This window comes from Cellulomonas sp. CW35 (genome assembly GCF_052378485.1).
Lineage (GTDB): Bacteria > Actinomycetota > Actinomycetes > Actinomycetales > Cellulomonadaceae > Cellulomonas > Cellulomonas uda.
Window position 1 is genome coordinate 2,082,266 of the sequence record NZ_CP199000.1, and the last position, 25,058, is coordinate 2,107,323.

Below are 25,058 nucleotides of genomic sequence, written 5' to 3' on the forward strand. Positions count from 1 at the left end.
GGGGTCGTCCGCGTCCGGCGGCGAGACGCACACCACGCACGCCCCGCGCGGGCCGCCGCGCGGCGGGTGCGAGGATGAGCGCATGAGCGACGAGGCCACGCCCCACGACCCCGCCCGTGACGCGACCCGGGACATCGCGGACGTCGCCGCGGTCGAGGTGATCGTCACCGCGGCGGTGCACCTCATGAGCGCCGCCGCCGTCAAGTGCGGCCTCGCCGAGGACGGCCCGGACGGCGACGGCCGGCAGTACCTGGACCTCGACGAGGCCCGCAAGCTCATCACGGCGCTCGCCGCGCTCGTGACCGCGTCCGCACCGGACATCGGCAACCAGCACGCGCGGTCGCTGCGCGACGGCCTGCGTTCGCTGCAGCTCGCGTTCCGTGAGGCGTCGCCGTTCCCGGACGCACCGGGCGAGGGGCCCGGCGAGAAGCTCACCGGCCCGGTGAGCTGACCTCCGCGGCCGCGAGCCCGCGCGTGCCGCCCCGGCGGCGGCGCACCACGTGCTGGACCGCGAGCCCGCCCGCTGCGACCCCGCCCCCGACGACGGCGGCCGTGAGGAAGCCCGCGCCAGGGTGCACGTGGTCGATGACCCACCCGCACAGCGGTGCGCCGAGCGCGTTGCCGACGGTCGACATGGTCCCCGACCAGCCCATGACCTCACCGCGACGTTCCTCGGGCGCGATGCGCACGAGCGTCGCGTTGATCGAGGCGAGCGTCGGCGCGCAGGGCAGGCCTGCGACGAACACCGCGAGCGCGAGCCACACGGGCACGGCCGCGAACGCGGCGGGCACGACCGCCAGCGCGAGCAGCACGACGAGCCAGAGCGGCGGCGGGGAGCTCGACCGTGCACCGTGCACGAGCCCGCCGACGACCGAGCCGCCCGCCCACAGCGCGACCATCCAGCCGACGTCGCCGGGGCGTCCCGCGTCGTTGAGCGACGCGACGAGCGCGACGTCGGTGCCGATGAGCACGAACGACGCCGCCGCGGCCGCGACGAGCAGCACGACGAGCTCGGGCGTGACGACGCGCGTGCGCGCCGGCGCGGCCGCGCCCAGCCCGTGCGCCGGCGCGTCGAGGTCGGCGGGCAGCACGGGCGCGGGTCGCTGCGAGCGGGTGGGCGGGTTCGCCCACATGAGCAGGACGCCGCCGCCGACGGTCGCGACGCCGACGACGGTGAGCGCCGCGGTCGTCGAGACCTGCGTCGCGATGAGCACGCCGACGACGGGCGCGAGCATGAACGTGAGCTCGACGAGCACCGAGTCGAGCGCGAACGCCGTGCGCTGCTGCGCGGGCGGGACCAGCACCGCGAGCGACTGGCGGGCGACCGAGAACACCGGCACGAGGAACAGCCCGGCGACGAACGCCGCGCCGACGAGCGCGTGGTAGCCGAGGTGCGGCGCGACCAGCCAGACGGCGGACTCGACGACGACCGAGGGCGCGATGGCACGCCGCAGGCCGAGGCGGTCGACGAGCCGCCCGCGCCACGGCGCGCCGATCGCGATGCCGATCGTCGACGCACCCGCGACGACCCCCGCCTGGCCGTAGCCGCGGTCGAGCGACGTGACGACGTGCAGCGTGAGGACGACCCCCACCATGGCCGCGGGGATGCGGCACACGAACCCGACCGCGTACAGCCGCGCGACCGCGGGCAGGCGCAGCACGGCCCCGTAGGAGGAGGAAGACATCCCATCATTGTCACCCGTCGTGCGGCGTGCTCCGGCCCGCGTGCCTATCCTGTGCGGGTGCCGATGGAGGACGCGCGCGCGAGCGGGGGACGAGCGTCGGGCACCCCCGGCTGGGTGGCGCACGCCGCGCGGACGCCGCACGACGACGTGCCGCCCCCGCCACCACCCCCCGAACCCGCCGCCGCGCCTCGGGACACGGTTGCGGCCGGCACACCGTCGGTGGCGCACGCACGTCGCCGCTCGCGCGCCGTGCCGGTGCTGGCAGCCGGCCTGACGCTCACGCTCGTCGCCGGCGGCGCGCTGGTCGCGTACCTGTGGCGCACGACGGACGAGTGGCGCGCGACCAGCGCGGGCTGGCAGACGCTCGCCGTGACCGCCGCGGCGGACCTCGAGCGCACGCAGGGCGACCTCGCGGCCGCGCAGGAGGTGCTCGACGACACCCGCGAGCAGCTCGGCACCGCCCAGGACCGCATCACCGAGCTCGCGGACGAGAAGGCCCAGTTGGGTGACGACTCGGCGGCGCAGCAGCAGCTCGCCGACTACCAGGCGCGCGTGTCCCAGGCCGCGGGGAAGGTGGCCACCGCGCTCGCGACGTGCATCGCCGGCCAGGAGCAGCTCATCCGGTACATGGACAACGCCGAGGCCCACGAGCCCGCCGCGCTGCGCCGGTTCCGCGACGACGTCGACGCGCTGTGCGGCCAGGCCACGGAGGCGAACGAGCAGCTCCAGCACGAGCTCGAACCGTGACGCCGGCGCGTCGCCCGTCGCGGGCGGGCTCACGGCCGTCCCGGTCGTCGGGGCCCGCGCCGCGCACGCCGGTCACGGCCGTGCTGGCGGGGCTGGCCGGGCTCGCGCTCGCCGCGTGCGGTGCGCTGCCGCCGCTGCCCGACCCGGTCCCGACGACGCTGGTCGGCACGTCCGCGCCGCTCGCCTCGCCGTCGCCCTCGCCCCGGCCCGGCAGCGCGCTGTCGCCCGACGGCTTCGACGCCGCGATCCGCATGTCGGTACGCATCCGCAACGTCGGCTGCGGCTCGCTGTCCACCGGGTCCGGCTTCGCGATCGACCACCACACGCTCGTGACGAACCGGCACGTCGTCTCGGAGTCCGCGGCGCTCGAGATCAGCACGTACGACGGGCGGGACGTCCGCGCACAGGCGGCGAGCACCGCGTCCCTCGCCGACCTCGCCTTCGTGCGCACCGTCGACCCGCTGCCCGCGTACGGCGGCCTCGCCCCGCTCGACCCCGCACCGGGCGCCGAGGTCACGATCGTCGGCTACCCGCGCGGGAGCCAGCTCACCATGACCACCGGCAAGGTCATCGGCGCGACCACGGACCCGCTGGACGAGAACCTCGGCGAGGTCCTGGTGACCGACGCGCGGGTCGAGCTCGGCTCCTCCGGGTCGCCCGTGCTCGACGCGCAGGGGCGCGTCGTCGGGGTCGTCTACGCGCGGGGCGAGGACGGCACGAGCTTCGTCGTCCCCGTCAGCACGCTGCGCAGCCTCCTGGACGACGAGGAGCAGGTCTCCCCCGCACCCACCTGCACCGGCTAGCACGACCCGCGAGCGGGGGTGGACCTCGCGTGCACGAGCGCGCAGGATCGAGCACGGGGCTCGCACCGCGACGCCCGACCCGACCGCAGGAGGCAGCCATGGCACACGTCCCTCGCTTCGACCCGTCGGCGCTCGCGACCGCCGCGAACGAGACGTTCACCGTCCGCCGCGTGTTCGGCGAGGCGTACGAGCGCGACGGCGTGACCGTGATCCCCGTGGCGCGCGTGTGGGCCGCGACGGGCCTCGGCGCGGGCGACGGCGAGGGCGGCGGGGCGCTCCCGACCGGCGGCTGGGCGCGCCGCGCACGCGCGTGGGCGGCGCGGGGTCGCGGTGTCGAGGAGTGGGACGCCGCCGGCCAGGGCGACGACGGGCCTGCCGACGAGGACGCGTCCACGTCGGGCGACGACGACACGGACCCGGACACGCACGGCGGGTACGGGGGCGGCCACGGCGGTGGCGGCGGTTACGGGGCGCACGTCAAGGCGGTCGGCGTGTTCGTCGTCGACGACGACGGCGTGCACTGGCGCCCGGCGCTGGACCTCAACCGCGTGATCCTCGGCGGGCAGCTCGTCGCGGTGGCCGCGGTCGCGTCGGCCGGGGCCGCGCTGGCCGTGACCGCTGTCGCGAAGGCCGTGTCGCACGCGGTGGCGGCGTTCGCCGACCGCTGACCGCCCGCGCGTCAGGCCGCGCTGCGCAGCCGCAGCTCGAGCGAGTCGACGCGCTCGGCCACGACCTCGTCCGCGGCGAGCGCGGCGTTGACCTGCTCGACCGCGCGCTCGAGTGCGGCCCGGTCGAGGCCCGCGACGAGCGTCGCCACGACCGCGAGCTCGGCCCGCCGCCCGGGCTCGACGTCCGCCCGCACGACGGCCGCGACGGGGGCGAGGGCCCGCGAGACCGCGGCGGCCACGTCGTCGGCCACGGCGCCCGCGTGCACGGCGGGGACCCACGCCTCCTGCTTGGCGAGCGCCCAGACTGCGGGCCGCGGCAGCAGCGCGGGCACCGGCCCGCCGGGGTCGACGACGACGACCTCCCAGCCCTCCTGCACCGCGGACAGCGCGGCGCGGGCGACGTCCGTGGGCACGGGACGCGCGTCGGTGCGCCACGCGGCCATCGTCGCCACCGACGTGAACGCGGGCAGCGCGCGGCGCCCGTCGGGGGTCCGCAGCGCGACGATGCCCGTCGACGCCTCCTTGTCGACCGTGTGCTCGTGCCCGTCGTGCACCACGACGTCGGCGACGTCGAGCTCCGCGAGCACGGGCACCAGCACGCGCGTGCCGGCGAGCGCGGCCACCACCTCGGCGAGCGAGCCCTCACCCGCGCCGAGGGACGCGAGCGCCGCCGCGACCCGCGGGTCCGCTGCGCCGTCGTCGGACGCGAACGGCGACGAGGGCGGCAGCTCGCGACCGGCCACGCGTCAGCCCTCCGTCGAGGGACGCCCCGCGACGTCGAGCGCCTCGGGCAGCGTGAAGGCCCCCGCGTACAGCGCCTTGCCGACGATCGCACCCTCGACGCCCGCGCTCACGAGCGTGCGCAGCACGCGCAGGTCCTCGAGGCTCGAGATGCCGCCGGACGCGACCACGGGCGCCTGCGTGCGCTCGCACACGTCGCGCAGGAGCTGCACGTTCGGCCCGCGCAGCGTGCCGTCCTTCGTCACGTCGGTCACCACGTAACGCGCGCAGCCCGCGTCCTCGAGGCGCGCGAGCACCTCCCAGAGGTCGCCACCCTCCTGCGTCCAGCCGCGCGCCGCGAGGGTCGTGCCGCGCACGTCGAGGCCGACCGCGATCTGCGCGCCGTGCGAGGCGATCACGCGCGCGGTCCACGCCGGGTCCTCGAGCGCGGCGGTGCCGAGGTTGACGCGCGTCGCACCCGTGGCGAGCGCCCGCTCGAGGGACGCGTCGTCGCGGATGCCGCCCGACAGCTCGACCTTGACGCCCTTGCCGGCGAGCTCGGCCGTGACCTCGGCGAGCAGCGTCGCGTTGGAGCCGCGTCCGAACGCCGCGTCCAGGTCGACCAGGTGGATCCACTCGGCGCCGCCGGCGTGCCAGTCGAGCGCGGCGGACAGCGGGTCGCCGTACGAGGTCTCCGAGCCCGCCTCCCCCTGCACGAGGCGGACGGCCTGCCCGTCGGCGACGTCGACGGCGGGCAGCAGCTCGAGGCGGGGGTCGGTCATGCGGGTTCGTCCTCCGGACGGTCGGGGCGGGTCGGGGTGGGTCAGGGCAGGTCGGGGTGGGTCGGATCCGGTCGTCCGCGCGGGGGCGCGGTCAGCGCAGCGAGTCGAGCCAGTTGCGCAGCAGGTGCGCGCCCGCGTCGCCGGACTTCTCGGGGTGGAACTGGGTCGCGGACAGCGGACCGTTCTCGACCGCCGCCACGAACCGGTCGCCGTGCTCGGACCACGTCACGAGCGGCGGGGTGAGCCGCTCGGTCGGCGAGTCCGTCAGGGGGAAGGCGCGCGCGGCGTACGAGTGCACGAAGTAGAAGCGCTCGTCGTGCAGGCCGTCGAACAGGACCGAGTCCTCGGGCGCGTCGACCGTCGCCCAGCCCATGTGCGGCACGACGTCCGCCTCGAGCCGGTCGACCACACCGGGCCACTCCCCCAGACCCTCGGTGTGCTTGCCGTGCTCGACGCCCTCGCTGAACATCACCTGCATGCCCACGCAGATGCCCAGGACGGGCCGGCCACCCGCGAGGCGCCGGTCGACGACCTGGTCGCCGCCGACCGCGCGCAGCCCCGCCATGACGGCCGCGAACGCTCCGACACCGGGCACGACGAGGCCGTCCGCCTCGGTGGCGGCGGTCTTGTCGGCGGTCAGCTCGACGTCCGCCCCGGCGCGCGCGAGCGCGCGGACCGCGGAGCGCACGTTGCCGAAGCCGTAGTCGAGCACGACGACGCGGGGGGTGGGCACGCGCCCAGGTTACCCGCGCGTGCCCACCGACCCGCCGCGTCTACCAGCGGGCGAGACGTCGTCGGCGCGTCACCCGCAGGTGAGCGCCAGGGACGACGGCGCGTTGCCCGTCCCGACGAACCCGAACGTCGTCGACGCGCCCGGTGCGAGCGAGCCGTTGTACGACTCGTTCGCCACGACGAGCGACGAGCCCGACCCCGTCGACCGGCCGTTCCAGACGTTCTGGACGCCCGAGCCGGACGGCAGCGTGCCGCGCACCGTCCACCCGGTGACGCCGCTCGACCCGGCCTTCACGGTGACGTTCGCCTGGAACCCGCCGCCCCACGACCCGACGAGTGCGTACGTCGCCGAGCACGAGCCGCCCGGCGGCGGCGTGGTCTGGGTAGGCGGCGGGGTGGTCTGCGTCGGCGGCTGGCCGTTGCCCGTGACCGAGAAGTCCGTCACCGCCAGACCCGTCCCGCCGATCCACGGCTCGAAGCCCGCCTGGACGCTCGTAAGGTACCAGGACGACTGCCCGTAGCCGCGCGCGAGCATGTCGTCGAAGAACGTCTTGACCGAGAAGCTCACGGAGCCGGCCGTCGAGGTGCGCACGTAGGAGACGACGTTCCAGCCGGTGTTGCCGAACCACACGTCCCACGTCGAGCCCGCGAGGTTCACGGTGGCCACCTTCGAGCCGATCGGCTGGATCGACCCCTGCCGGTTGAGCCAGATCATCAGCTCCGCGCCGTCGTTCTGGCCCGTCGTCGCGCTCGGTTGCGACCGGTGGAACCAGATGTCGTACGCCGCGTCGTACGTGCCGCTGGACGGGTACGTCATCGACACGCTCGTCTGGATCGACGCGAACCGCGAGTCGGACACCCGCACGCCGTTCGGGCCGATGACCTCGGAGCTCGAGCACGTGCCGTAGTGGCAGCCCGCGTAGATCGTCGGGTAGGACTTCGGGGCGCCGTTCGTCGCGGTCTGCCCGTCGGCGCGCGTGATGCGGAAGCCCCGGTCGTTGACCGAGATGCACTGCGTCGCGCTCGTGCCCCAGCGGTTGTTCCCGACGACGTAGCGGCCACCCTGGACGGTCGTCGTGCCGTACTGCTCGCAGATCTCGGAGTCCGCCGCGGCCGGCCGGGCCGTCGCGAGCGTGAGCAGCGCCAGCAGCGCGGCGAGCGCGACCGAGGCGGCCAGCAGACGTGGGCTGCGACGTGGAAGTGGGCTGATTCGTGGAGCGGGGCTGAGTCGTGGACTGCGGCTCATGGAGGAGTCCTTCCGTGTGACGCCCGCCGTGCACGGTGCCCGGAGACCGGTCCCCGACGGCGGTGTCGGGGCGCGGCGGACGCTCGGACCAACAGGTCCGAGACAAGCACCGCCGCACCCCGACCGCGGGACCCGGAACCGTTTAGCGCGACGCCGCCGCGCCGTCCGCCTCGAGCACGGCCCGCAGCCGCCCGCGCGCCCGCGACAGCCGCTGTCGCGCAGCCGCGGGCGTCAGGTCGAGCACCGTCGCGATCTGGTCGCCGGTCAGCCTGTCCCACGCGTCGAGCCGCAGGATCTCCTGGTCCGGCTCCGACAGGCGCGCGAGGGCGTCCCGCACCTGCTCGCCCACCTCGCTGCCGGGCCGCTGCGCCGCACGCACGACGATCTCGTCGCGCAGCCGTCGCACCAGCGCGTCGCGCCGTCGCGCGGCCCGTGCGCCGTTCGCCAGCGTGAGCCGCGCGACCCCGATCATCCAGGCGAGCGCCTCGTCGTCGTCCGACGGCACGTCGTCGCGGCGACGCCACACCGTCGTGAGCGTCTGCGAGAACAGGTCCGCGGCGTCCTCCCGGTGCCGCACGCGCCGCGCGAGGTAGCCCAGCACGCGCGGCCCGAACGTCCGCACGAGCACCGTGACCCGGTCGTCGGAGCGGGTCACGGCTGCGACCGGGGTCGCCGCCCGCTCGGTGCCATCGATCTCGTCTCGCGGCGCCACCAGGTGGCTGACCTGCGCACTCACCGGCCGTCCCCCGCGAGGCCGGCTCCCGCGGGGTCGAGCCCCGGGAGCTCGTCGGTCGTGGCGGGGTCGCCGTCCGCGCCGATCCGCTCGACGAAGTCCGCGACCCCGTTCGCCTCGAGGTCCTGGAGCATCGCAGCCGCGTCACCCGCGCGCACGTCGGCGACGAGCCGCTCCCGGCCCTTCCACGACTCCTCCTCCCACGCCCACCGCGTCGCCTCGAGCGCCGCCTCCCACGCGTCGAGCGCGCGAGCGGCCGCCACGTCGTCGCCCGCCGCGCGGGCAGCGAACCACTGCGCCTGCCACGCGGCGCCCGCGACCGAGTGCAGGGAGGCCGTGATGCCGTCGGCGGACGTCACGCTCGGCTCGTCGACGGGCACGGGCAGGACGTACGCCGCGACCTCGTCCCAGGTCAGCCACGCCGGCAGCGGCTCGTCGCGCGGTGCGAGCGACGCGACCACCGCCGGGGCGTCGGGGTGCGACAGGTCGAGCATCTCGGACGTGTCGGTGCCGCTCTCGTTCCGGTACGTCACGCCGTCGACCAGCAGCAGACCGTCGGGCGTGCCGCCCGCGTGCTCGCCGGTCCACGCACCCGACGCGACCCCCGCCGCCGTGAGCGCGAGGGCCACCGCGGTACCGGTGCCCGCGACGGCCCAGCGCCGCGCGTGGCGCAGCGGCAGGCGGGTCACCGGGGCGGGAGCGCGGTCGGCCGTCGCGTGCCGGGCCACGAGCGGGGCCAGCACGTCGTCGAGGTCCGGGGCGGACCACGGGTCCGCGGCCGCGAGGCGGGCGCGCAGGTCGTCGTCGGTCAGGGGCTCGTGCAGCGTCATCGTCGGTTCCTCCTGTGGTCGGTCGTTCACCACAGGGATGTCCGGGTTCGCGCCGCGTGTGACACGGGACCTCGACGACCCTCTCGACACGCCGCCGGGAGGGGCGTCGGACGGGCCGCCGGTCAGCGCTTGCGACCGCGCGCGAGCGCGCGCATCGCCTGCCACCGGGACATGCCGACGCTCGTCACCACGCCCGGCACCGCGGAGGCCTGCTCCGAGCCCAGCAGCAGGTCCTCGAGCACGGGCGGGGCGTCCGCGAGCACGAGCCCCGCGGGCAGCTCGTCGTCCCGTGCGCCACCGACCCACCGCGCCGCGGCGATCTGCCCCTCGCGGCGCGTCAGCAGGACGACCGGCGTCTGGCGCAGCAGCTGCGAGATCGCGGCCGCGCCCGCGTCGGCGGCGGCCGGGTCCCGCAGGACCGCGACCGCGCCCACGGGCGTCGGGAGCGCGTCGATCTCGACGTGCGCGATCGCGCACGCGGCCGCGAGCGGCTCGGGCGCCGCGACCTGCGTCACGACGAGCGCGACGGTGGGCTCCTGCGCAGGGTCGTCGAGCAGCCCCGACAGGTCGTCGGGCACGACGAGGTCGCCCAGGCCCTCGAGGTCGTCGCCGGTCGCCGCCGCCTCGTCCGAACCGCCCGACGTCGCGGGCTCGCGTGGCTCGTCGGGTCCGGCCTCACCGGGACGCGGGGTCTGCGACGCGCTCACAGCGCGCCCTTCGTCGAGGGCACGCCCTCCACCCGGGGGTCGAGCTGGACGGCGAACCGCAGCGCCCGCGCCAGGGCCTTGAACTGGGCCTCGACGATGTGGTGCGGGTCGCGCCCCTCGAGCACCCGCACGTGGATCGAGAACGCTGCGTGGTGCGCGATCGACTCCAGCACGTGCCGCGTGAGCGAACCCGTGAAGTGGCCACCGATCAGGTGGTACTCCTGCCCGGGCGGCTCGCCGGTGTGCACGAGGTAGGGCCGCCCGGACACGTCGACCACCGCCTGCGCGAGCGCCTCGTCGAGCGGCACCAGCGCGTCGCCGAACCGCGAGATGCCGCGCTTGTCGCCGAGCGCCTCGCGCAGCGCCTCGCCGAGGCAGATCGCGACGTCCTCGACGGTGTGGTGCGCGTCGATGTGCGTGTCGCCCGTCGCCTTGACCGTCAGGTCGATGAGCGAGTGCTTGCCGAGCGCCGTGAGCATGTGGTCGTAGAACGGCACGGTCGTCGAGATGTCCGTGCGGCCCGTGCCGTCGAGGTCGAGCTCGACCACGACGCTCGACTCGCTCGTGGTGCGCTCGATGCGTGCCGTGCGGCGCGTCCGGCTCGAAGGGTCCGTCGAAGGGCTCACAGTCCTGCCACCTCCACCAGGGCGTCCTTGAACGCCTGCGTCTCGTCCGGGGTCCCGACCGACACCCGCAGCCATCCCGGCGGTCCGACCTCTCGGACCAGGACGCCACGGTCGAGCAGACCCTGCCACACCGCGCGCCGGTCGTCGAAGACCCCGAACAGCACGAAGTTCGCGTCGGAGTCCGCGACCTGCAGCCCGCGCCCGCGCAGCCACACCACGAGGGCGTCCCGCTCCTCGCGCAGCGCGCCGACCTGCGCCATCAGCTCCGCCGAGTGCGCGAGCGCGGCCCGCGCAACCGCCTGCGTGACCGCCGACAGGTGGTAGGGCAGCCGGACGACGCGCAACGCGTCGACGAGCGCCGGCGCCGCGGCGAGGTAACCCACCCGGGCGCCCGCGAGACCGAACGCCTTGGACATCGTGCGGCTCACCGCGAGGTGCGGGTACGCGTCCAGCAGCTCGAGCGCGGACGGCGTCCCGGTCCGCCGGAACTCGCCGTACGCCTCGTCGACCACGACGACGCAGCCGCCCGGCACCTGCGCGGCGGCGTCGAGCACCGCGCGGACGGTGTCGAGCGGCAGCGCCGTGCCCGTGGGGTTGTTCGGGCTCGCGAGCAGCACGACCGACGGCGCGTGCTCGGCGATCGCGGCCCGCGCGGCACGCGGGTCGAGGCTGAAGTCCTCCGCGCGACGGCCCGCGACCCACTCCGTGCTCGTGTCGCGCGCGTACTCGGGGTACATCGAGTACGTGGGCGCGAACGACAGCGCGGTGCGCCCCGGCCCGCCGAACGCCTGCAGCAGGTGCAGCATGACCTCGTTCGAGCCGTTCGCCGCCCAGATCTGCTCCGGGCCGAGAGCGACGCCCGACTCCGCGAGCAGGTACGCCGCCAGGTCCGAGCGCAGCGCCTCGAAGTCGCGGTCCGGGTACCGGTTCAGCCCGCGCGCCGCGTGCGCGACGGCCGCGGCGATGTCGGCCACGACCTCGTCGGACGGCGGGTACGGGTTCTCGTTGACGTTGAGCAGCACGGGCACGTCGAGCTGCGGCGCGCCGTACGGCTCGAGCCCCGCGAGCTCGGGCCGGATCGGCAGGCGCTGCGCGCCGGACGTGCTGGTCGACAGGTCGGTCACGGCGGCGATCCTAGGCCGACCGCCCCCCGGCCGGTCGGCGCGGTCCACGGCGCCCACCGGCGCTCAGAACCGCGCGCGCACGGCGTCGCCGTGCGCGGGCAGACCCTCGGCGTCCGCGAACGCGACGATGCGGTCCGCCACGGCCCCGAGCGCGTCCGCGTCGTACTCGATCACCTGGACCGCGCGCACGAACGAGTGCACGCCGAGCCCGCTCGTGAAGTGCGCGCAGCCACCGGTCGGCAGGACGTGGTTCGAACCCGCCATGTAGTCGCCCAGCGACACCGGCGAGAACGGTCCGACGAAGATCGCGCCCGCGCTCGTCACCCGCTCCGCGACCGCCGCGGCGTCGGCGGTCTGGATCTCGAGGTGCTCCGCGCCGTACGCGTTCACCACCGCGAGCCCCGCCTCCAGGTCGTTGACGAGCACGATCGCGGACTGGGTTCCGGACAGGGACGTCGCGACGCGCGCCCGGTGGGTCGTCGCCTCGACGAGGTCGACGAGCTTCGACTCGACCGCCCCCGCGAGCTCGATGCTGGGCGTGACGAGCACCGAGGCCGCGAGCGGGTCGTGCTCCGCCTGGCTGATGAGGTCCGCCGCGACGTGCACGGGGTCGGCCGTGCCGTCGGCGAGGACGGCGATCTCGGTGGGACCGGCCTCGGAGTCGATGCCGACCACCCCGCGCACGAGCCGCTTCGCGGCCGCGACGTAGACGTTGCCCGGGCCCGTCACGACGTCGACCGGCTCGCACAGCACGTCGCCGTCCGCCGCGGTCTCGCCGACCGCGCCGTACGCGAACATGGCGACCGCCTGCGCGCCGCCCACGGCGTACACCTCGTCGACGCCGAGCAGCGCGCACGTCGCCAGGACCGTGGCGTCCGGCAGCCCGCCCCGGTCCTTCTGCGGCGGGCTCGCGACAGCGAGCGCACCCACGCCGGCCTCCTGCGCCGCGACCACGTTCATCACGACGGACGACGGGTAGACCGCGAGACCGCCCGGCACGTACAGACCGACGCGCCGCACCGGGATCCAGCGCTGCCGCACCTGCGCGCCCGGGGCCACCTCGACCGTGAAGTCGGTGGGCCGCTGCGCGGCGTGCACCGTCCGGACGCGGACGATCGTCTCCTCGAGCGCGGCGCGGACCTGCGGGTCGAGCTGGTCGAGCGCGTCCGCGAGCGCCTGCGCGGGGACCCGCAGGTACTCGGGCCGCACGCCGTCGAACCGCTCGGCGAGGTCGCGCAGCGCGGCGGCACCCTGGTCCCGGACCGCCTCGAGGATCGGCGCGACCTGCGCGCCGGCGTGCTCCACGTCGACCTCCGCGCGGGGCAGCTCGGCGAGGAGCTCACGTCGGGACAGCGTGCGACCACGCAGGTCGATGCGGGAGATCATGCCCCCGAGTCTAGGTCGCGCGCGGTGCCGCGTCGGGGCCGTCCGGGCTGCGGTCGTCCGGGCTGCGGTCGTCCGGGCTGCGGTCAGACGTCGTAGCGCGCGCGACGCTCGTCGTACAGCGCGTCCCAGGCCCGAACGGGCCGTCCGGCGCGGTCGTCGTCGAGCTGGTCGAGCACGACGTGCCAACCGCCGCCGTAGCCGCGGGCGGCGGCGGGCTCGAGACCCGTGTGGACGAGCGTGAGCACGGCCCCGTCACCGGCCGCCTCGAGCTGCGCCCGCACGTGCGACGTCCGCTCACCGGGGAAGGACCATGTGAGCTCCAGCACGTGCGGCGGCTCGCACACGAGCACGTCGCCGTGCGCGACGTCGTCCGCGTCGGGGCGGTCCTCTCCCATGCGCAGCTCGTAGGAGCCGCCGGCCCGCAGGTCGCCGTGCAGCGCGCCGAGCCACCGGCGGGCACGTGCCGGTTCCGTGATCGCCGACCACAGGTCCTCGGGCGTGCAGGGGTAGCGGCGCCGGAACTCGACGCGCGCGCCCTCCGCGTCGACGTGCACGGTGCCGTCCGGGCCGAGTGCCTCCGGCGTCGGGTTGCCGGGCGTGCGTGTCATGCGTCCTCCTCGTGCGGTGTGGTGGTGGGGCGCGCCGCGCGCGTGTCGTCGCGGACCCGTGTCTCGCGTCGTCCCCGGGCGACCTCGGTCGCGAGCGCGTCGAGGCGCGGCCGCCACGCCCGGACGAGGTCGTCGGCCCAGCGCGCCACCTCGTCGACGGCCTGCGGCCGCAGCGCGTAGAGGCGGACCGTCCCGCGCGGACGGGACTCGACCAGACCGGCCTCGCGCAGGACGCGCAGGTGCCGGGACACCGCGGGCTGGCTGATCCCGAACTCGCCGCCGACGGCCGTGGCGAGGTCGCCGGCCGGCCGCTCGCCCGTGCTGACGAGCTCCACCAGGCGGCGGCGGACCGGGTCGCCGAGCGCGTCCATCGGGTGCATCCCGCCATATTTGCACGACGCGTTATATAACGCAATGGTGATATGTAGTCGCCCGCCGCGCCGTGCCGCACACTGGGCACGTGGGTACCACCGACGAGCCGATCCGACTCGGCCAGTTCCTCAAGCTCGTGAACCTCGCCGAGTCCGGCGGGCACGCCCGCGCGCTGCTCGACGACGGCGCCGTCACGGTCAACGGCGAGCCGGAGACGCGCCGCGGCCGCCAGCTGCGGCCCGGCGACCAGGTCGAGGTCGACCTCCCCGGGGGCCCGCAGCGCGTGACCGTGGAGCTCTGAGCCGGAACACCCGCCCCGGGGGTCACCCCGTGAGGCAGCCCGGGCCCAGCAACGCCTTGAGGTCGCCGAACAGGGACGGGTTGCGCGTCACGCGCAGGCCGTCGTCCAGCCGCATGACCGTCGCGCGCCCCGGCTGCGTGAGCCGCAGGTGCACCTCGGTGACCCCCGGGTGCGTCGTCAGGACCTCCTTGAGGCGCTCGACGACCGGCTGGGTGCAGCGCGCCACGGGCAGCGTCACGACGACCGGCGCGTCGGCCGCGACGTCGATGTCCGGGAGCGTGACCTCCATGGCCTGCAGCTGCATGGTCTCGTCGCGCCGCCGCACGCGGCCCTTGATGACGACGACCGCGTCCTCCGCGAGGACCGTGGAGTACGCCACGTAGGTCTCGCCGAAGAACATGACCTCGACCGAGCCCTCCATGTCCTCGATCGTGACGGCCGCCCACGCGTTGCCCTGCTTCGACATCTTGCGCTGCAGGCTCGTGATGAGCCCTGCCACGACGACCGTCGAGCCGTCCGGCCGCTGCTCGTCGGCGTTGAGCGTCGCGATCGACACGTCCGCCGACTGCGCGAGCACGTGCTCGAGCCCGGACAGCGGGTGGTCGGACACGTACAGGCCGAGCATCTCCCGCTCGAACGCGAGGCGCTGCTTCTTGTCCCAGTCCGGCAGGTCCGGGATCGCGACCTGGAAGCCCGCCTCGTCGTCGCCCCCGAAGACGTCGGCGAACAGGTCGAACTGCCCCTCGGCCTCCTTGCGCTTGACCCCGATGACCGCGTCGACCGCCTGCTCGTGCACCAGCAGGAGCGCCTTGCGCGCGTGGCCCAGCGAGTCGAACGCGCCCGCCTTGATGAGCGACTCGATGGTCCGCTTGTTGCACACGACCGCGGGCACCTTGTCGAGGAAGTCCTGGAAGGACGTGTACGCGCCCTTCTCCTCACGCGTGCGCACGATCGCGTCGACGACGTTCGCGCCGACGTTGCGGATCGCGGTGAGCCCGAACCGGATGTCCACGCCGACGGCCGTGAAGTTCGCCGACGACGAGTTGACGTCCGGCGGGAGGACCGTGATGCCCATGCGCCGGCACTCACCGAGGTACAGCGCCGACTTGTCCTTGTCGTCGCGCACGCTCGTGAGCAGACCCGCCATGTACTCGGTCGGGTAGTTCGCCTTGAGGTAGGCCGTCCAGTACGACACCAGGCCGTACCCGGCGGAGTGCGCCTTGTTGAACGCGTACCCCGCGAACGGGACGAGCGTGTCCCACACCGCCTGGATCGCCGCGTCGGAGTAGCCGCGCTCGGACATGCCCTGGTGGAAGGGCACGAACTCCTTGTCGAGGATCTCCTTCTTCTTCTTGCCCATCGCGCGGCGCAGCAGGTCGGCCTGACCCAGCGAGTAGCCCGCGAGGATCTGCGCGGCCTTCTGCACCTGCTCCTGGTAGACGATCAGGCCGTACGTCTCGTCGAGGACCTCCGCGAGCGGCTCGGCCAGCTCCGGGTGGATCGGCTCGATCTGCTGCAGCCCGTTCTTGCGCAGCGCGTAGTTCGTGTGCGAGTTCATGCCCATCGGGCCGGGGCGGTACAGCGCGATGACGGCCGAGATGTCCTCGAAGTTGTCGGGCCGCATCTGGCGCAGCAGCGCGCGCATGGGACCGCCGTCGAGCTGGAACACCCCCAGGGTGTCGCCGCGGGCGAGCAGCTCGTACGTCGCCGGGTCGTCGAGCGCGACCTTCTCGATCTCGACGGGGTCCTTGCCGTTCATCACGATGTTCTCGAGCGCGTCGTCGAGGATCGTGAGGTTGCGCAGCCCCAGGAAGTCCATCTTGATCAGGCCGAGGCCCTCGGACGTCGGGTAGTCGAACTGCGTGATGATCGCGCCGTCCTGCGGGCGGCGCATGATCGGGATGATGTCGATCAGCGGGTGGCTCGACATGATGACGCCCGCCGCGTGCACGCCCCACTGGCGCTTCAGCCCCTCGATGCCCTTGGCGAGCTCGACCACGCGCTGCGCGTCCGGGTCCGCGGCGTGCAGCTGGCGGAACTCCTCGGCCTCCGCGAAGCGCGGGTCCTCCGGGTTGAAGATCCCGCCCAGGCTGATGTCCTTGCCCATCACCGCAGGCGGCATCGCCTTGGTGAGCTTCTCCCCCATCGCGAACGGGAAGCCCAGCAGGCGCGACGAGTCCTTGAGGGCCTGCTTGGCCTTGATCGTGCCGTACGTGACGATCTGCGCGACGCGGTCCTCGCCGTACTTCTCCGTGACGTACCGGATCACCTCACCGCGCCGACGCTCGTCGAAGTCGACGTCGACGTCGGGCATCGAGACGCGCTCCGGGTTGAGGAAGCGCTCGAAGATCAGACCGTGCTCGAGCGGGTCGAGCTCCGTGATCCCCATGCAGTACGAGGCCATCGACCCCGCCGCGGAGCCACGGCCCGGCCCGACGCGGATCCCCTGCTCCTTGGCCCAGTTGATGAAGTCCGCGACCACGAGGAAGTACCCCGGGAAGCCCATCTGGAGGATGACCTCGGTCTCGTACTCCGCCTGCTTGCGCGACGCGTCCGGCACGCCGCCGGGGTAGCGCCGGTGCAGGCCGCGCTCGACCTCCTTGACGAACCAGCTGACCTCGTCCTCGCCGTCCGGCACCGGGAAGTGCGGCATGTAGTTCGCCTTGGTGTCGAACGACACCTCGCACTGCTCCGCGATCCGCAGCGTGTTGTCGCACGCCTCGGGCAGCTCCGCCCAGATGCGGCGCATCTCCTGCGCCGACTTCACGTAGTAGCCGGTGCCCTCGAACGCGAACCGGTTGCCGCCCTGCTCGTAGCTGGGCTCCGTCAGCGCCGAGCCCGAGTTGATGGCGAGCAGCGCCTCCTGTGACGAGGCGTCCTCCTCGCGTACGTAGTGCAGGTCGTTCGTCGCGAGCAGAGGCGCCCCGATGGCCTCCGCGAGCCGCAGCAGGTCCTTGAACACGCGGCGCTCGATGTCGAGCCCGTGGTCCATGATCTCGACGTAGAAGTACTCCTTGCCGAAGATGTCCTGCAGCTCACCCGCGGCACGCACGGCCTCGTCCCACTGCCCGAGACGCAGGCGCGTCTGGACCTCCCCCGACGGGCAGCCCGTGGTCGCGATCAGGCCCTTGCCGTACGTCTGGAGCAGGTCCCGGTCCATGCGGGGCCACTTGCCCATCTGGCCCTCGAGCGAGGCCAGCGAGCTCGCGCGGAACAGGTTGTGCAGCCCCTCGTTGTTGCGGGCCAGCAGCGTCATGTGCGTGTACGAGCCGCGCGCCGAGACGTCGTCGGACTCCTGCCCCTGCTGCCCGAACCGCACACGCGTCTGGTCGAACCGGCTGGTACCGGGCGTGACGTAGGCCTCCACGCCGATGATCGGCTTGACGCCCGCCGCCGTGGCCTTGGACCAGAAGTCGAACGCGCCGAACAGGTACCCGTGGTCGGTCGTCGCGATCGCCTTCTGCCCCAGCCGCTCGACCTCGGTGAACAGCTGGCCCAGCCGCGCGGCACCGTCCAGCATCGAGTACTCGGTGTGCACGTGGAGGTGCACGAAGGACGGGTCCTGCACTGCTGCTCCTGCTGCCACGCGCCCGAGTCTAGGTCGCGCCGGGGACACCCCGGCCGCCCGCGCCGGGCGAGTCAGCGATACCCGGCGGAGATCACGTCGAGCGCGTGCTGCAGGTCGTCCGGGTACCGGCTCTCGACCTCGAGCCACCGCCCGGTGCCGGGGTGCTCGAAGCCGAGCCGCACCGCGTGCAGCCACTGCCGCTCGAGCCCGACGCGGCGCGCGAGCGCGGGGTCGGCGCCGTACGTGAGGTCGCCCACGCACGGGTGGCGCAGCGCCGAGAAGTGCACGCGGATCTGGTGCGTGCGCCCCGTCTCGAGGTGCACCTCGACGAGCGACGCCGCCGGGAACGCCTCGAGCAGCTCGTAGTGCGTGACGGACGGCTTGCCGCTCGCGACCACGGCGAACTTCCAGTCGTGGCTCGGGTGCCGGCCGATCGGCGCGTCGATCGTGCCCGACGTCGGCTCCGGGTGGCCCTGCACGAGCGCGTGGTAGACCTTGTCGACCGTGCGCTCCTTGAACGCGCGCTTGAGCGCGGTGTAGGCGTGCTCGCTCTTCGCCACGACCATGAGCCCGCTCGTCCCGACGTCGAGACGGTGCACGACGCCCTGCCGCTCGGCCGCGCCCGACGTCGAGATCCGGTAGCCCGCCGCGGCGAGCGCGCCGACGACCGTGGGTCCGGTCCAGCCCGGCGACGGGTGGGCCGCGACGCCCACGGGCTTGTCGACGACGACCACGTCGTCGTCGTCGTGCACGATCGCCATCCCCGGCACGGGCTCGGGCACGACCTCGGGCACCGCGGGCGCCGCCGACGGGATCTCGACCTCGAGCCACGCGCCGGCCACGAGCCGGTCGGACTTCCCGACCGCGCGCCCGTCGAGCTGCACGCCACCGGCCTCGGCGATCTCCGCGGCGCGCGTGCGCGACACGCCGAGCAGCCGCGACAGGCCGGCGTCGACCCGCTCGCCCGCGAGCCCGTCGGGCACCGGCAGGCTCCGGACGTCAGCCACGGGCCCGCTCCGCGTCCTCGGCGGCACCCGGGTGCGCGTCGTGGTCGGACTCGCGCGTGCCGTCGACGCGCACGCCACGGGCGACGAGCAGCACGACCAGGCCCGCCGCGACGACGATCGCGATGTCGGCGACGTTGCCCACGAACCAGTCGAGGTACGCGATGAAGTCGATGACGTGCCCGCGCGCGAAGCCGGGCTCGCGCGCCAGACGGTCGACGAGGTTGCCCACCGCGCCGCCCAGCAGAAGCCCGAGCGCGACCGCCCAGGCGGTGGAGCCGATCCGACGCGCCACGCGCACGATCACCACGACGACGGCGACCGCGACGAGCGTCAGCACCCACGTCATGCCCTCGGCGATCGACAGCGCCGCGCCCTTGTTGAACACGAGCTGCAGACCCAGCAGCGAGCCGAGCACGTCACGCCGCTCGGCGTCGAGAGCGTTCAGCGCCCACGCCTTCGTGAGCTGGTCGACGACGAGGACGGCGACCGCCAGGCCCAGGAGCAGCGCGACGAGCCGTCGGCGCCGCTCGGGGGCCGCGACGGGCTCGGCTCCGGGCTCGACGACGCGCTCGGCACCGGGCACGTCCGTCACGGGGGCGACCCCCACGCCCGTGTCGGCGGTGGACTCGTCCGGGAGGTCCCCGTCGGGGAGGGTGGAAGGCACCGCAGGAGTCTACGGGCGCCCGGCCGGCGGACGACGCGTCAGCGCCGCTCCTCGCGCTGCTTGCACTCGACGCACAGCGTCGCGCGCGGGAACGCCTGCAGGCGCGCCTTGCCGATCGCCTTGCCGCACGACTCGCACGTCGCGAACGAGCCCGCGCTGATCCGCTGGAGCGCGTGCTGCGTCTGCGCGAGCATGTCCCGCGTGTTGTTGACGAGCGTGAGCTCCTGCTCGCGCTCGAGCGCCGACGAGCCGGAGTCGGCCTGGTCGTCCCCCGCGCCGTCCCCCGAGTTGCGCAGGAGGTCGGACAGCTCGGCGTCCGCGACGGCGAGCTCGCTCGTCAGGCGGTCGATGTCGGAGACGAGGTCGTCGGCGACGTCCTTGACCTCACGCGCGGTCCACGGCTTTTCGCCGTCCCGGACCGGGAACAGTTTGGCGAGCCGCGAGAGCTCCTTGGTGTCGTCAGGGACGACGACGGTGCTGCTGAGCGAGTCGTTCACCACTGGCCAGCCCCCTGTCTGTGAGGTCACGTGACTGTAGACGTGCATACGGGTCGGCACAACAGGACACGCCGGGTGAAAACCCGGCGTGCCATGGCGCTGACCAGCGCAGACGACCGACAGTACCCCGGCTGTCGGCCGTCCGCGCGGCGGGACCCGCGCGAACCGCGCGAGAGGCCCTTTACAGGTTGTGACCCTCGCCCACCGGCTGCGCGGCGGACGAGCGCGGCGGCAGCGCGTTGCCGCGGTTGTCCAGGTCGCCGAGCAGGTTCTCGAGGTAGCTCTTGAGGCGCGTGCGGTAGTCCCGCTCGAACACCCGCAGCTCGTCGATCTTGCGCTCGAGCAGGGACCGCTCCTGCTCCAGCTGGCCGAGCGTGCGCTGCGACGTCTCCTCGGCCTCCCGCACGATGCGGTTCGCCTGCGTCTTGGCCTCGCCGATGAGCCGCTCGGACTCCTCCTGGCCGCTGCGCACGTAGTCGTCGTGGAGCTTCTGGGCGAGCTGGAGCATGCCGGTCGCGGACTCGGGCTCGCTCGAGTGCACGGGCGACGGCGCGGCCGCGACGGGCGCGGGCGCCTGGACGACGGGCTCGGGCACCGGCTCGGGCTTGGGGGGCTGCACGGGCGCGGCGACGGCCTGCTGCGCACCGGCGCGGCTCAGCTCGGCGATGCGCCGCTCGGCTGCCGCGAGCTTGGTCTTGAGGTCCTCGTTCTCGCCCTGGAGGTCGCGCAGGGTGTTGACCACCTCGTCCAGGAAGTCGTCGACCTCGTCCTGGTCGTAACCCTCGCGGAACTTCGTCGCCTGGAACTTCTTGTTCAGGACGTCGTCTGCGGTCAGCAGTGCCATCGTCGTCACCTCGATCGGTCGTGCGGGGTAGGTGGAACTGGTGGCCGGCAGTGACTCGTCCACCTCGGCCACCGTAGCGGACGGATCACGTCAGGGACGCGCGTGCACGGTCTCTAGAACCGCGCGGCGAGCGCCGGGAGCACGGACAGCAGGATGCTGCACAGCAGAAACAGCACCAGGAACGCGAGGTCCAGACGGACCGGACCCAGCGTGATCGGAGGCAGCACGCGGCGCAGTGCGCGCAGCGGCGGGTCCGTCACCGTGTACGTCGCCTCCGCGACGACCAGGGCGACCCCGTGGGGTCGCCACTGGCGCGCGAAGAACAGCACCCAGTCCAGCACGAGGCGGACGAGCAGGAACAGGAAGAAGACGAAGACGACGAACGTCAGCAGGTTCAGGACGAGGGCCACGCGTCAGCTCTGGTTGTAGAACCCCGCGCGGCTCGCGGCGCCGGCCGCGGAGTCGCCCGAGACCTCGACGTGCGCCGGCGACAGGAGGAACACCTTGTTGGTGACCCGCTCGATCGCGCCGTGCAGGCCGAAGATCAGCCCCGCGGAGAAGTCGACCAGACGCTTGGCGTCCGCGTCGTCCATGTCGGTCAGGTTCATGATCACGGGCGTCCCCTCACGGAACGCCTCACCGATCTTGCGCGCGTCGTTGTACGAGCGCGGGTGGATCGTCGTGATCCGCCGCAGCTCGGACACCGGCTGCGGCTGCTCGACCGCGGCGACGCGGGTCGGCCGGAACGGCGTCACCTGCGCCTCGTGCTCCTCGTGCTCCATCGGCACGTCCGCCCCCTCGAACTCGTCGGGGTACTCGCCGTTCGCGGCGCCGTCATCGGCCAGGCCGAGGTACAGCATCGTCTTGCGCAGCGCTCCGGCCATGGCCCCGCTCCTCCCCCGGACGTCGTCCGGACCTGCTCGTCGTCCCACCTCTGCCGCGGCCCGTCACCGCGACGACCGTGGGCCGTCCTTCTCCGCTGGTCACGCTAGCAACGTGCGCCGGATCGCTCATCTCGCGACACGCCGTTTCTGATGACGCTCTCGTGCTCGTCTGTCAAGAGCGGATCCGCACAGTCGTCCCATGTCGGACATGTCAGACAAGTCGCACCACTCCGGCGAACCGGCCCGTCCTGCCCCCGTCGGCCGCGTTCGCGCGGTACGAGAACAGCGTGCCGTCCCGCAGGGTGTCACGCGACGACCGCACCACCCGCTGGACGCCGGCCGCACGCAGCTGCGCCTCGACCCCCGCCGGCAGGTCGAGCGCCGGCGTCCCCCAGGACGTCGTCGCCGCAGCAGCCGGGACCACGCCCACGACCTCGTCGCGCAGCGCCGAGGGCACCTCGTACGAGGCGCCGGCCACGGCCGGCCCGACCGCGGCGTGCACGCGCCCGACCTCACCGCCCCGCGCGACGAGCGCGTCCAGCGCCGCGGTGACCACCCCGTCGACGAGCCCCCGACGACCGGCGTGCGCCGCGGCGACGACGCGCGCGGCCGGGTCCGCGATCAGGACGGGCACGCAGTCGGCCACGAGCACGGCAAGCGCCAGCCCCGGGCTCGTCGTCACGAGCGCGTCCGCCGTCCCGACGGGCTCGAGCACGTCGTCGGGAAGATCGTCGGGACCCACCACGAGGACGTCCGCGCCGTGCACCTGGTCGACGAACGCGACCCGGCACCCGAGGCGCGCCGCGAGGCGACGGCGGTTCTCCGCCACGGCCCGCGGGTCGTCGCCGACGTGCGCGCCCAGGTCGAGCGCGTCGAACGGCGGCCGGCTCACGCCACCGCGGCGGTCGGTGAACCCGGCGACGACGCCGGGGCCGAGATCGACCTCGTCGAGGTGGATCCCGGCCCCGTCGCGGTCGGTCACGAGCGGGACGTCACTTGAGGAAGTCCGGCACGTCGAGCTCCTCGCGCTCGCGCTCGCGCCGCGGCTCGTCCTCCGTGAAGATCCGCGGCACCTCGAGCGCCCCCGTCACGGGGCGGGGCTCCGCCTCGGTCGAGAGGAACGCCGGCACCGCGGGGACCGGCGCGGTCGCGGCCGGGGTGGGGGCGAACGCGGGCGCCGCGTCGACGACCTCGGGACGCGGCGCGGGCACGTTCGGGACCTGGCGCGGTGCCGCGCCGCTGACCTGGCCGAGCGCACGGGAGTCGCGCCGCACGACCGGCGAGCCCCCGTCGAAGCCCGCCGCGATCACGGTCACGCGCACCTCGTCGCCCAGCGCGTCGTCGATCACCGCGCCGAAGATGATGTTCGCCTCGGGGTGGGCAGCCTCCTGGACCAGGCGTGCGGCCTCGTTGATCTCGAACAGGCCGAGGTCCGAGCCGCCCTGGATCGAGAGCAGCACGCCGTGCGCGCCGTCGATGCTGGCCTCGAGCAGCGGCGAGCTGATCGCCATCTCGGCGGCCTGCACCGCGCGGTCGTCGCCGCGTGCGTACCCGATCCCCATGAGCGCCGAGCCCGCGCCCTGCATGACCGACTTCACGTCGGCGAAGTCGAGGTTGATGAGACCCGGCGTGGTGATCAGGTCGGTGATGCCCTGCACACCGGAGAGCAGCACCTGGTCGGCCGAGTGGAACGCGTCGAGCACCGACACCGAACGGTCGGAGATCTGGAGCAGGCGGTCGTTCGGGATGACGATGAGCGTGTCGACCTCGGCTCGCAGGGCGTCGATGCCCGCGTCGGCCTGCACGGAGCGTCGGCGGCCCTCGAACGTGAACGGGCGTGTGACGACGCCGATCGTCAGCGCGCCGAGCGACCGTGCGATGCGCGCCACGACCGGCGCACCGCCGGTGCCCGTGCCACCGCCCTCACCCGCGGTGACGAAGACCATGTCGGCGCCGCGCAGGACGTCCTCGATCTCCTCCGCGTGGTCCTCGGCGGCCTTCTTGCCGACCTCCGGGTCGGCGCCGGCGCCGAGACCGCGCGTGAGCTCGCGGCCGACGTCGAGCTTGACGTCGGCGTCCGACATCAGCAGTGCCTGGGCGTCGGTGTTGACGGCGATGAACTCGACACCCTTGAGGCCGACCTCGATCATGCGGTTCACGGCGTTCACGCCGCCGCCGCCGATCCCGACGACCTTGATGACCGCCAGGTAGTTCTGCGGAGCTGCCACGGTGGGTGCCTCTCGTTTCGTGCCGATCGTGCGAGCCTGTCGGGCGCGGGCCCGGTGGTGTCGTGGGCGGCGAGCCGCTCCACCGACGTCCGCCCCCGCGACACGCCGCGGCGACGACCGCTCAAACCTTCACCCTCTACTTGAGGGTTATAGTTATGTCAGGTGTCCTGTCAGGGCGTGACGCTAGGTCGCGGCCACCCCCGGATCAACGACCGCGCGCGCGTGTCGCGCCGCGGGTTGCGCACATCCGTGCGCCGGGCTCGCGCGGGTCGCGGACGGGCGTCCGCACGCACCCGCGACCGCCGTCCGACCCCTCACTCGATGATGGGCATGCGGGGTGCCGAGACGTCGACGACCTTCGCCCCCTCGACCGCGTCCGACCCCAGCAGCGTCGTGAGCACCGCCGCCTTCAGCGGCGTCTGCGCCGAGCTCCCCCAGTCGACCCGCAGGCCCCCGCGCAGCTTCATCGACACCGTGTCCTGCGTCTGCGCCGAGACCGAGCCCACGCGCGCCGCGAGCGGCGCCGGCAGCTGCTCGACGACGTCCAGCACCGCGCCGAGCGTGCGCGCGTCGCCCGCCGGCACGTCGACCACCGGCAGGGACTCGGGCGCCTTGGCGACGTGCCCGACCTGCACGCCCGCCACGTCGAGCAGCGTGAACCCCTTGCGCCCGTCGGCGGGCACCGCGGCCACCGGCTCCCGCGCGACGATCGTGATCGTCAGGCCGTGCGGCCAGTCGCGCGAGACCGCGACGTCCCGGACCCCGGGGACGTCGAGGACGTCCTGGCGGATCGCCCCCGTGTCGAGCCGCGGCAACGGCGTCTCGTCGCGGGCCTGCACCACCGCGCGCACCTCGTCGGCAGCGACGACCGAGTTGGCACCCTCGATCTCGATGGTCAGCTCGCGCGCGTCGAGCGCCAGCACGGGCGAGAAGAACAGCACCCACGCGAGCGCGCCGAGCACGACCACCGCGCTCACCAGCCCGACCGCCTGCCGGCGGGCGAGCGTGCGGCGCATGCGGGCCCGTTCCTCGAAGCGGGCGGCCGAGGTGGTGGACACGACCGGCGGGACCCGGATGGCCACGCTCGGCGGACCCCCGCGGCCCGCCGCTGCGCTCACGGACCGTGGCGGCGTGCGGGCCGGCCTCGGTGCTGCGGTGTCAGGTGCTGCGGGCTTCGGTGCTGCCGGCTTCGGTGCTGCCGGCTTCGGTGCCGCGGGCTCGGGTGCTGCGGACTTCGGTGCAGCCGTCCGCGCGGGCGTGGACCCCGGGACCGCCCCGTCCGGAGCCGCCGGGTCG

Annotated in this window: 28 protein-coding genes; 5 read left to right on the forward strand and 23 right to left on the reverse strand. The window is 74.2% G+C overall.

Annotation, left to right across the window (positions count from 1 at the left end; translation table 11 throughout):
- The first annotated feature begins 82 nt into the window (after positions 1–82).
- A complete protein-coding gene (locus ACT17Q_RS09530) occupies positions 83–451 on the forward strand; it encodes a DUF1844 domain-containing protein (RefSeq protein WP_141320830.1) in 369 nt (122 codons plus the stop codon).
- Here the strand turns inward: ACT17Q_RS09530 and ACT17Q_RS09535 are convergent.
- Positions 432–1,685 carry an MFS transporter gene (locus ACT17Q_RS09535; protein WP_444662093.1) on the reverse strand — a complete coding sequence of 418 codons (1,254 nt, stop codon included), beginning with the start codon at positions 1,683–1,685 and terminating at the stop codon, positions 432–434. The two genes, ACT17Q_RS09530 and ACT17Q_RS09535, sit on opposite strands and share 20 nt — an antisense overlap.
- Before the next feature lie 63 nt (positions 1,686–1,748).
- On the opposite strand from ACT17Q_RS09535, the gene ACT17Q_RS09540 reads away from it, so the two are divergent.
- The 3 genes from ACT17Q_RS09540 to ACT17Q_RS09550 all read left to right on the forward strand — a co-directional run bounded on the left by ACT17Q_RS09540 (position 1,749) and on the right by ACT17Q_RS09550 (position 3,903).
- Complete coding sequence (locus ACT17Q_RS09540) at positions 1,749–2,432, forward strand: hypothetical protein (protein WP_444665380.1); 684 nt, start codon at positions 1,749–1,751, stop codon at positions 2,430–2,432.
- 80 nt (positions 2,433–2,512) lie between these two features.
- The gene (locus tag ACT17Q_RS09545) at positions 2,513–3,235 is read left to right on the forward strand and encodes a S1 family peptidase (protein WP_268530337.1); all 723 of its coding nucleotides are present in this window, start codon (positions 2,513–2,515) and stop codon (positions 3,233–3,235) included.
- A gap of 98 nt (positions 3,236–3,333) precedes the next feature.
- Positions 3,334–3,903, forward strand: coding sequence for a hypothetical protein (locus ACT17Q_RS09550; protein ID WP_094179840.1), 570 nt, complete (start codon positions 3,334–3,336; stop codon positions 3,901–3,903).
- An 11-nt stretch (positions 3,904–3,914) separates the two neighbouring features.
- Here the strand turns inward: ACT17Q_RS09550 and ACT17Q_RS09555 are convergent, their stop codons facing one another.
- The 12 genes from ACT17Q_RS09555 to ACT17Q_RS09610 all read right to left on the reverse strand — a co-directional run bounded on the left by ACT17Q_RS09555 (position 3,915) and on the right by ACT17Q_RS09610 (position 13,777).
- Positions 3,915–4,646 carry an SseB family protein gene (locus ACT17Q_RS09555; protein ID WP_444662096.1) on the reverse strand — a complete coding sequence of 244 codons (732 nt, stop codon included), beginning with the start codon at positions 4,644–4,646 and terminating at the stop codon, positions 3,915–3,917.
- A gap of 3 nt (positions 4,647–4,649) precedes the next feature.
- Positions 4,650–5,405: a bifunctional 1-(5-phosphoribosyl)-5-((5-phosphoribosylamino)methylideneamino)imidazole-4-carboxamide isomerase/phosphoribosylanthranilate isomerase PriA gene (gene priA, locus ACT17Q_RS09560; protein ID WP_094179838.1), complete on the reverse strand. Its 756-nt coding sequence runs from the start codon at positions 5,403–5,405 to the stop codon at positions 4,650–4,652.
- 91 nt (positions 5,406–5,496) lie between these two features.
- Complete coding sequence (hisH, locus tag ACT17Q_RS09565) at positions 5,497–6,138, reverse strand: imidazole glycerol phosphate synthase subunit HisH (RefSeq protein WP_141320822.1); 642 nt, start codon at positions 6,136–6,138, stop codon at positions 5,497–5,499.
- A 69-nt stretch (positions 6,139–6,207) separates the two neighbouring features.
- Positions 6,208–7,383, reverse strand: coding sequence for a GH12 family glycosyl hydrolase domain-containing protein (locus ACT17Q_RS09570; protein WP_444662099.1), 1,176 nt, complete (start codon positions 7,381–7,383; stop codon positions 6,208–6,210).
- A gap of 142 nt (positions 7,384–7,525) precedes the next feature.
- The gene (locus ACT17Q_RS09575; RefSeq protein WP_444662101.1) at positions 7,526–8,119 is read right to left on the reverse strand and encodes an RNA polymerase sigma factor; all 594 of its coding nucleotides are present in this window, start codon (positions 8,117–8,119) and stop codon (positions 7,526–7,528) included.
- The gene (locus ACT17Q_RS09580) at positions 8,116–8,946 is read right to left on the reverse strand and encodes a hypothetical protein (RefSeq protein ID WP_444662103.1); all 831 of its coding nucleotides are present in this window, start codon (positions 8,944–8,946) and stop codon (positions 8,116–8,118) included. Before ACT17Q_RS09580 ends, ACT17Q_RS09575 begins: the two co-directional genes overlap by 4 nt.
- Before the next feature lie 122 nt (positions 8,947–9,068).
- Positions 9,069–9,653: a hypothetical protein gene (locus tag ACT17Q_RS09585; protein WP_444662105.1), complete on the reverse strand. Its 585-nt coding sequence runs from the start codon at positions 9,651–9,653 to the stop codon at positions 9,069–9,071.
- Positions 9,650–10,279, reverse strand: coding sequence for an imidazoleglycerol-phosphate dehydratase HisB (gene hisB, locus ACT17Q_RS09590; RefSeq protein ID WP_244937620.1), 630 nt, complete (start codon positions 10,277–10,279; stop codon positions 9,650–9,652). The genes ACT17Q_RS09585 and hisB overlap by 4 nt, the downstream gene beginning before the upstream one ends.
- Positions 10,276–11,403: a histidinol-phosphate transaminase gene (locus ACT17Q_RS09595; RefSeq protein WP_444662107.1), complete on the reverse strand. Its 1,128-nt coding sequence runs from the start codon at positions 11,401–11,403 to the stop codon at positions 10,276–10,278. Before ACT17Q_RS09595 ends, hisB begins: the two co-directional genes overlap by 4 nt.
- Positions 11,404–11,466: 63 nt before the next feature.
- Positions 11,467–12,789: a histidinol dehydrogenase gene (hisD, locus tag ACT17Q_RS09600; RefSeq protein ID WP_444662109.1), complete on the reverse strand. Its 1,323-nt coding sequence runs from the start codon at positions 12,787–12,789 to the stop codon at positions 11,467–11,469.
- 83 nt (positions 12,790–12,872) lie between these two features.
- The gene (locus tag ACT17Q_RS09605; protein WP_268534008.1) at positions 12,873–13,397 is read right to left on the reverse strand and encodes an SRPBCC family protein; all 525 of its coding nucleotides are present in this window, start codon (positions 13,395–13,397) and stop codon (positions 12,873–12,875) included.
- The gene (locus ACT17Q_RS09610) at positions 13,394–13,777 is read right to left on the reverse strand and encodes an ArsR/SmtB family transcription factor (protein WP_444662111.1); all 384 of its coding nucleotides are present in this window, start codon (positions 13,775–13,777) and stop codon (positions 13,394–13,396) included. The genes ACT17Q_RS09605 and ACT17Q_RS09610 overlap by 4 nt, the downstream gene beginning before the upstream one ends.
- A gap of 80 nt (positions 13,778–13,857) precedes the next feature.
- Here ACT17Q_RS09610 and ACT17Q_RS09615 point away from each other — a divergent pair, with 80 nt between their 5' ends.
- A complete protein-coding gene (locus ACT17Q_RS09615) occupies positions 13,858–14,070 on the forward strand; it encodes an RNA-binding S4 domain-containing protein (RefSeq protein WP_166772119.1) in 213 nt (70 codons plus the stop codon).
- A 22-nt stretch (positions 14,071–14,092) separates the two neighbouring features.
- Here the strand turns inward: ACT17Q_RS09615 and dnaE are convergent, their stop codons facing one another.
- The 10 genes from dnaE to ACT17Q_RS09665 all read right to left on the reverse strand — a co-directional run bounded on the left by dnaE (position 14,093) and on the right by ACT17Q_RS09665 (position 24,820).
- Positions 14,093–17,590, reverse strand: a complete 3,498-nt coding sequence (dnaE, locus tag ACT17Q_RS09620; protein WP_444665381.1) for a DNA polymerase III subunit alpha — start codon at positions 17,588–17,590, stop codon at positions 14,093–14,095.
- A gap of 119 nt (positions 17,591–17,709) precedes the next feature.
- Positions 17,710–18,645, reverse strand: a complete 936-nt coding sequence (locus ACT17Q_RS09625) for an RluA family pseudouridine synthase (protein ID WP_444662114.1) — start codon at positions 18,643–18,645, stop codon at positions 17,710–17,712.
- On the reverse strand, positions 18,638–19,309 hold the full coding sequence (gene lspA / locus ACT17Q_RS09630; RefSeq protein ID WP_444662116.1) for a signal peptidase II: 672 nt from the start codon (positions 19,307–19,309) through the stop codon (positions 18,638–18,640). Before lspA ends, ACT17Q_RS09625 begins: the two co-directional genes overlap by 8 nt.
- 38 nt (positions 19,310–19,347) lie before the next feature.
- Positions 19,348–19,809: a TraR/DksA family transcriptional regulator gene (locus ACT17Q_RS09635; RefSeq protein WP_232514637.1), complete on the reverse strand. Its 462-nt coding sequence runs from the start codon at positions 19,807–19,809 to the stop codon at positions 19,348–19,350.
- Between the two features lie 178 nt (positions 19,810–19,987).
- The gene (locus tag ACT17Q_RS09640) at positions 19,988–20,650 is read right to left on the reverse strand and encodes a DivIVA domain-containing protein (RefSeq protein WP_094182107.1); all 663 of its coding nucleotides are present in this window, start codon (positions 20,648–20,650) and stop codon (positions 19,988–19,990) included.
- A 113-nt stretch (positions 20,651–20,763) separates the two neighbouring features.
- Positions 20,764–21,060 (reverse strand): YggT family protein, encoded by a 297-nt coding sequence (locus tag ACT17Q_RS09645; protein ID WP_141318556.1) that lies wholly within the window; start codon positions 21,058–21,060, stop codon positions 20,764–20,766.
- Positions 21,061–21,063: 3 nt separating this feature from the next.
- On the reverse strand, positions 21,064–21,534 hold the full coding sequence (locus ACT17Q_RS09650) for a cell division protein SepF (RefSeq protein WP_094179827.1): 471 nt from the start codon (positions 21,532–21,534) through the stop codon (positions 21,064–21,066).
- A gap of 211 nt (positions 21,535–21,745) precedes the next feature.
- Entirely contained in the window at positions 21,746–22,516 is a 771-nt protein-coding gene (pgeF, locus tag ACT17Q_RS09655) for a peptidoglycan editing factor PgeF (RefSeq protein ID WP_444662119.1), read from the reverse strand.
- Between the two features lie 10 nt (positions 22,517–22,526).
- Positions 22,527–23,762, reverse strand: coding sequence for a cell division protein FtsZ (ftsZ, locus tag ACT17Q_RS09660; RefSeq protein ID WP_444662121.1), 1,236 nt, complete (start codon positions 23,760–23,762; stop codon positions 22,527–22,529).
- 314 nt (positions 23,763–24,076) lie between these two features.
- Positions 24,077–24,820, reverse strand: coding sequence for a cell division protein FtsQ/DivIB (locus ACT17Q_RS09665; protein ID WP_444662123.1), 744 nt, complete (start codon positions 24,818–24,820; stop codon positions 24,077–24,079).
- Between the last annotated feature and the right edge of the window lie 238 nt (positions 24,821–25,058).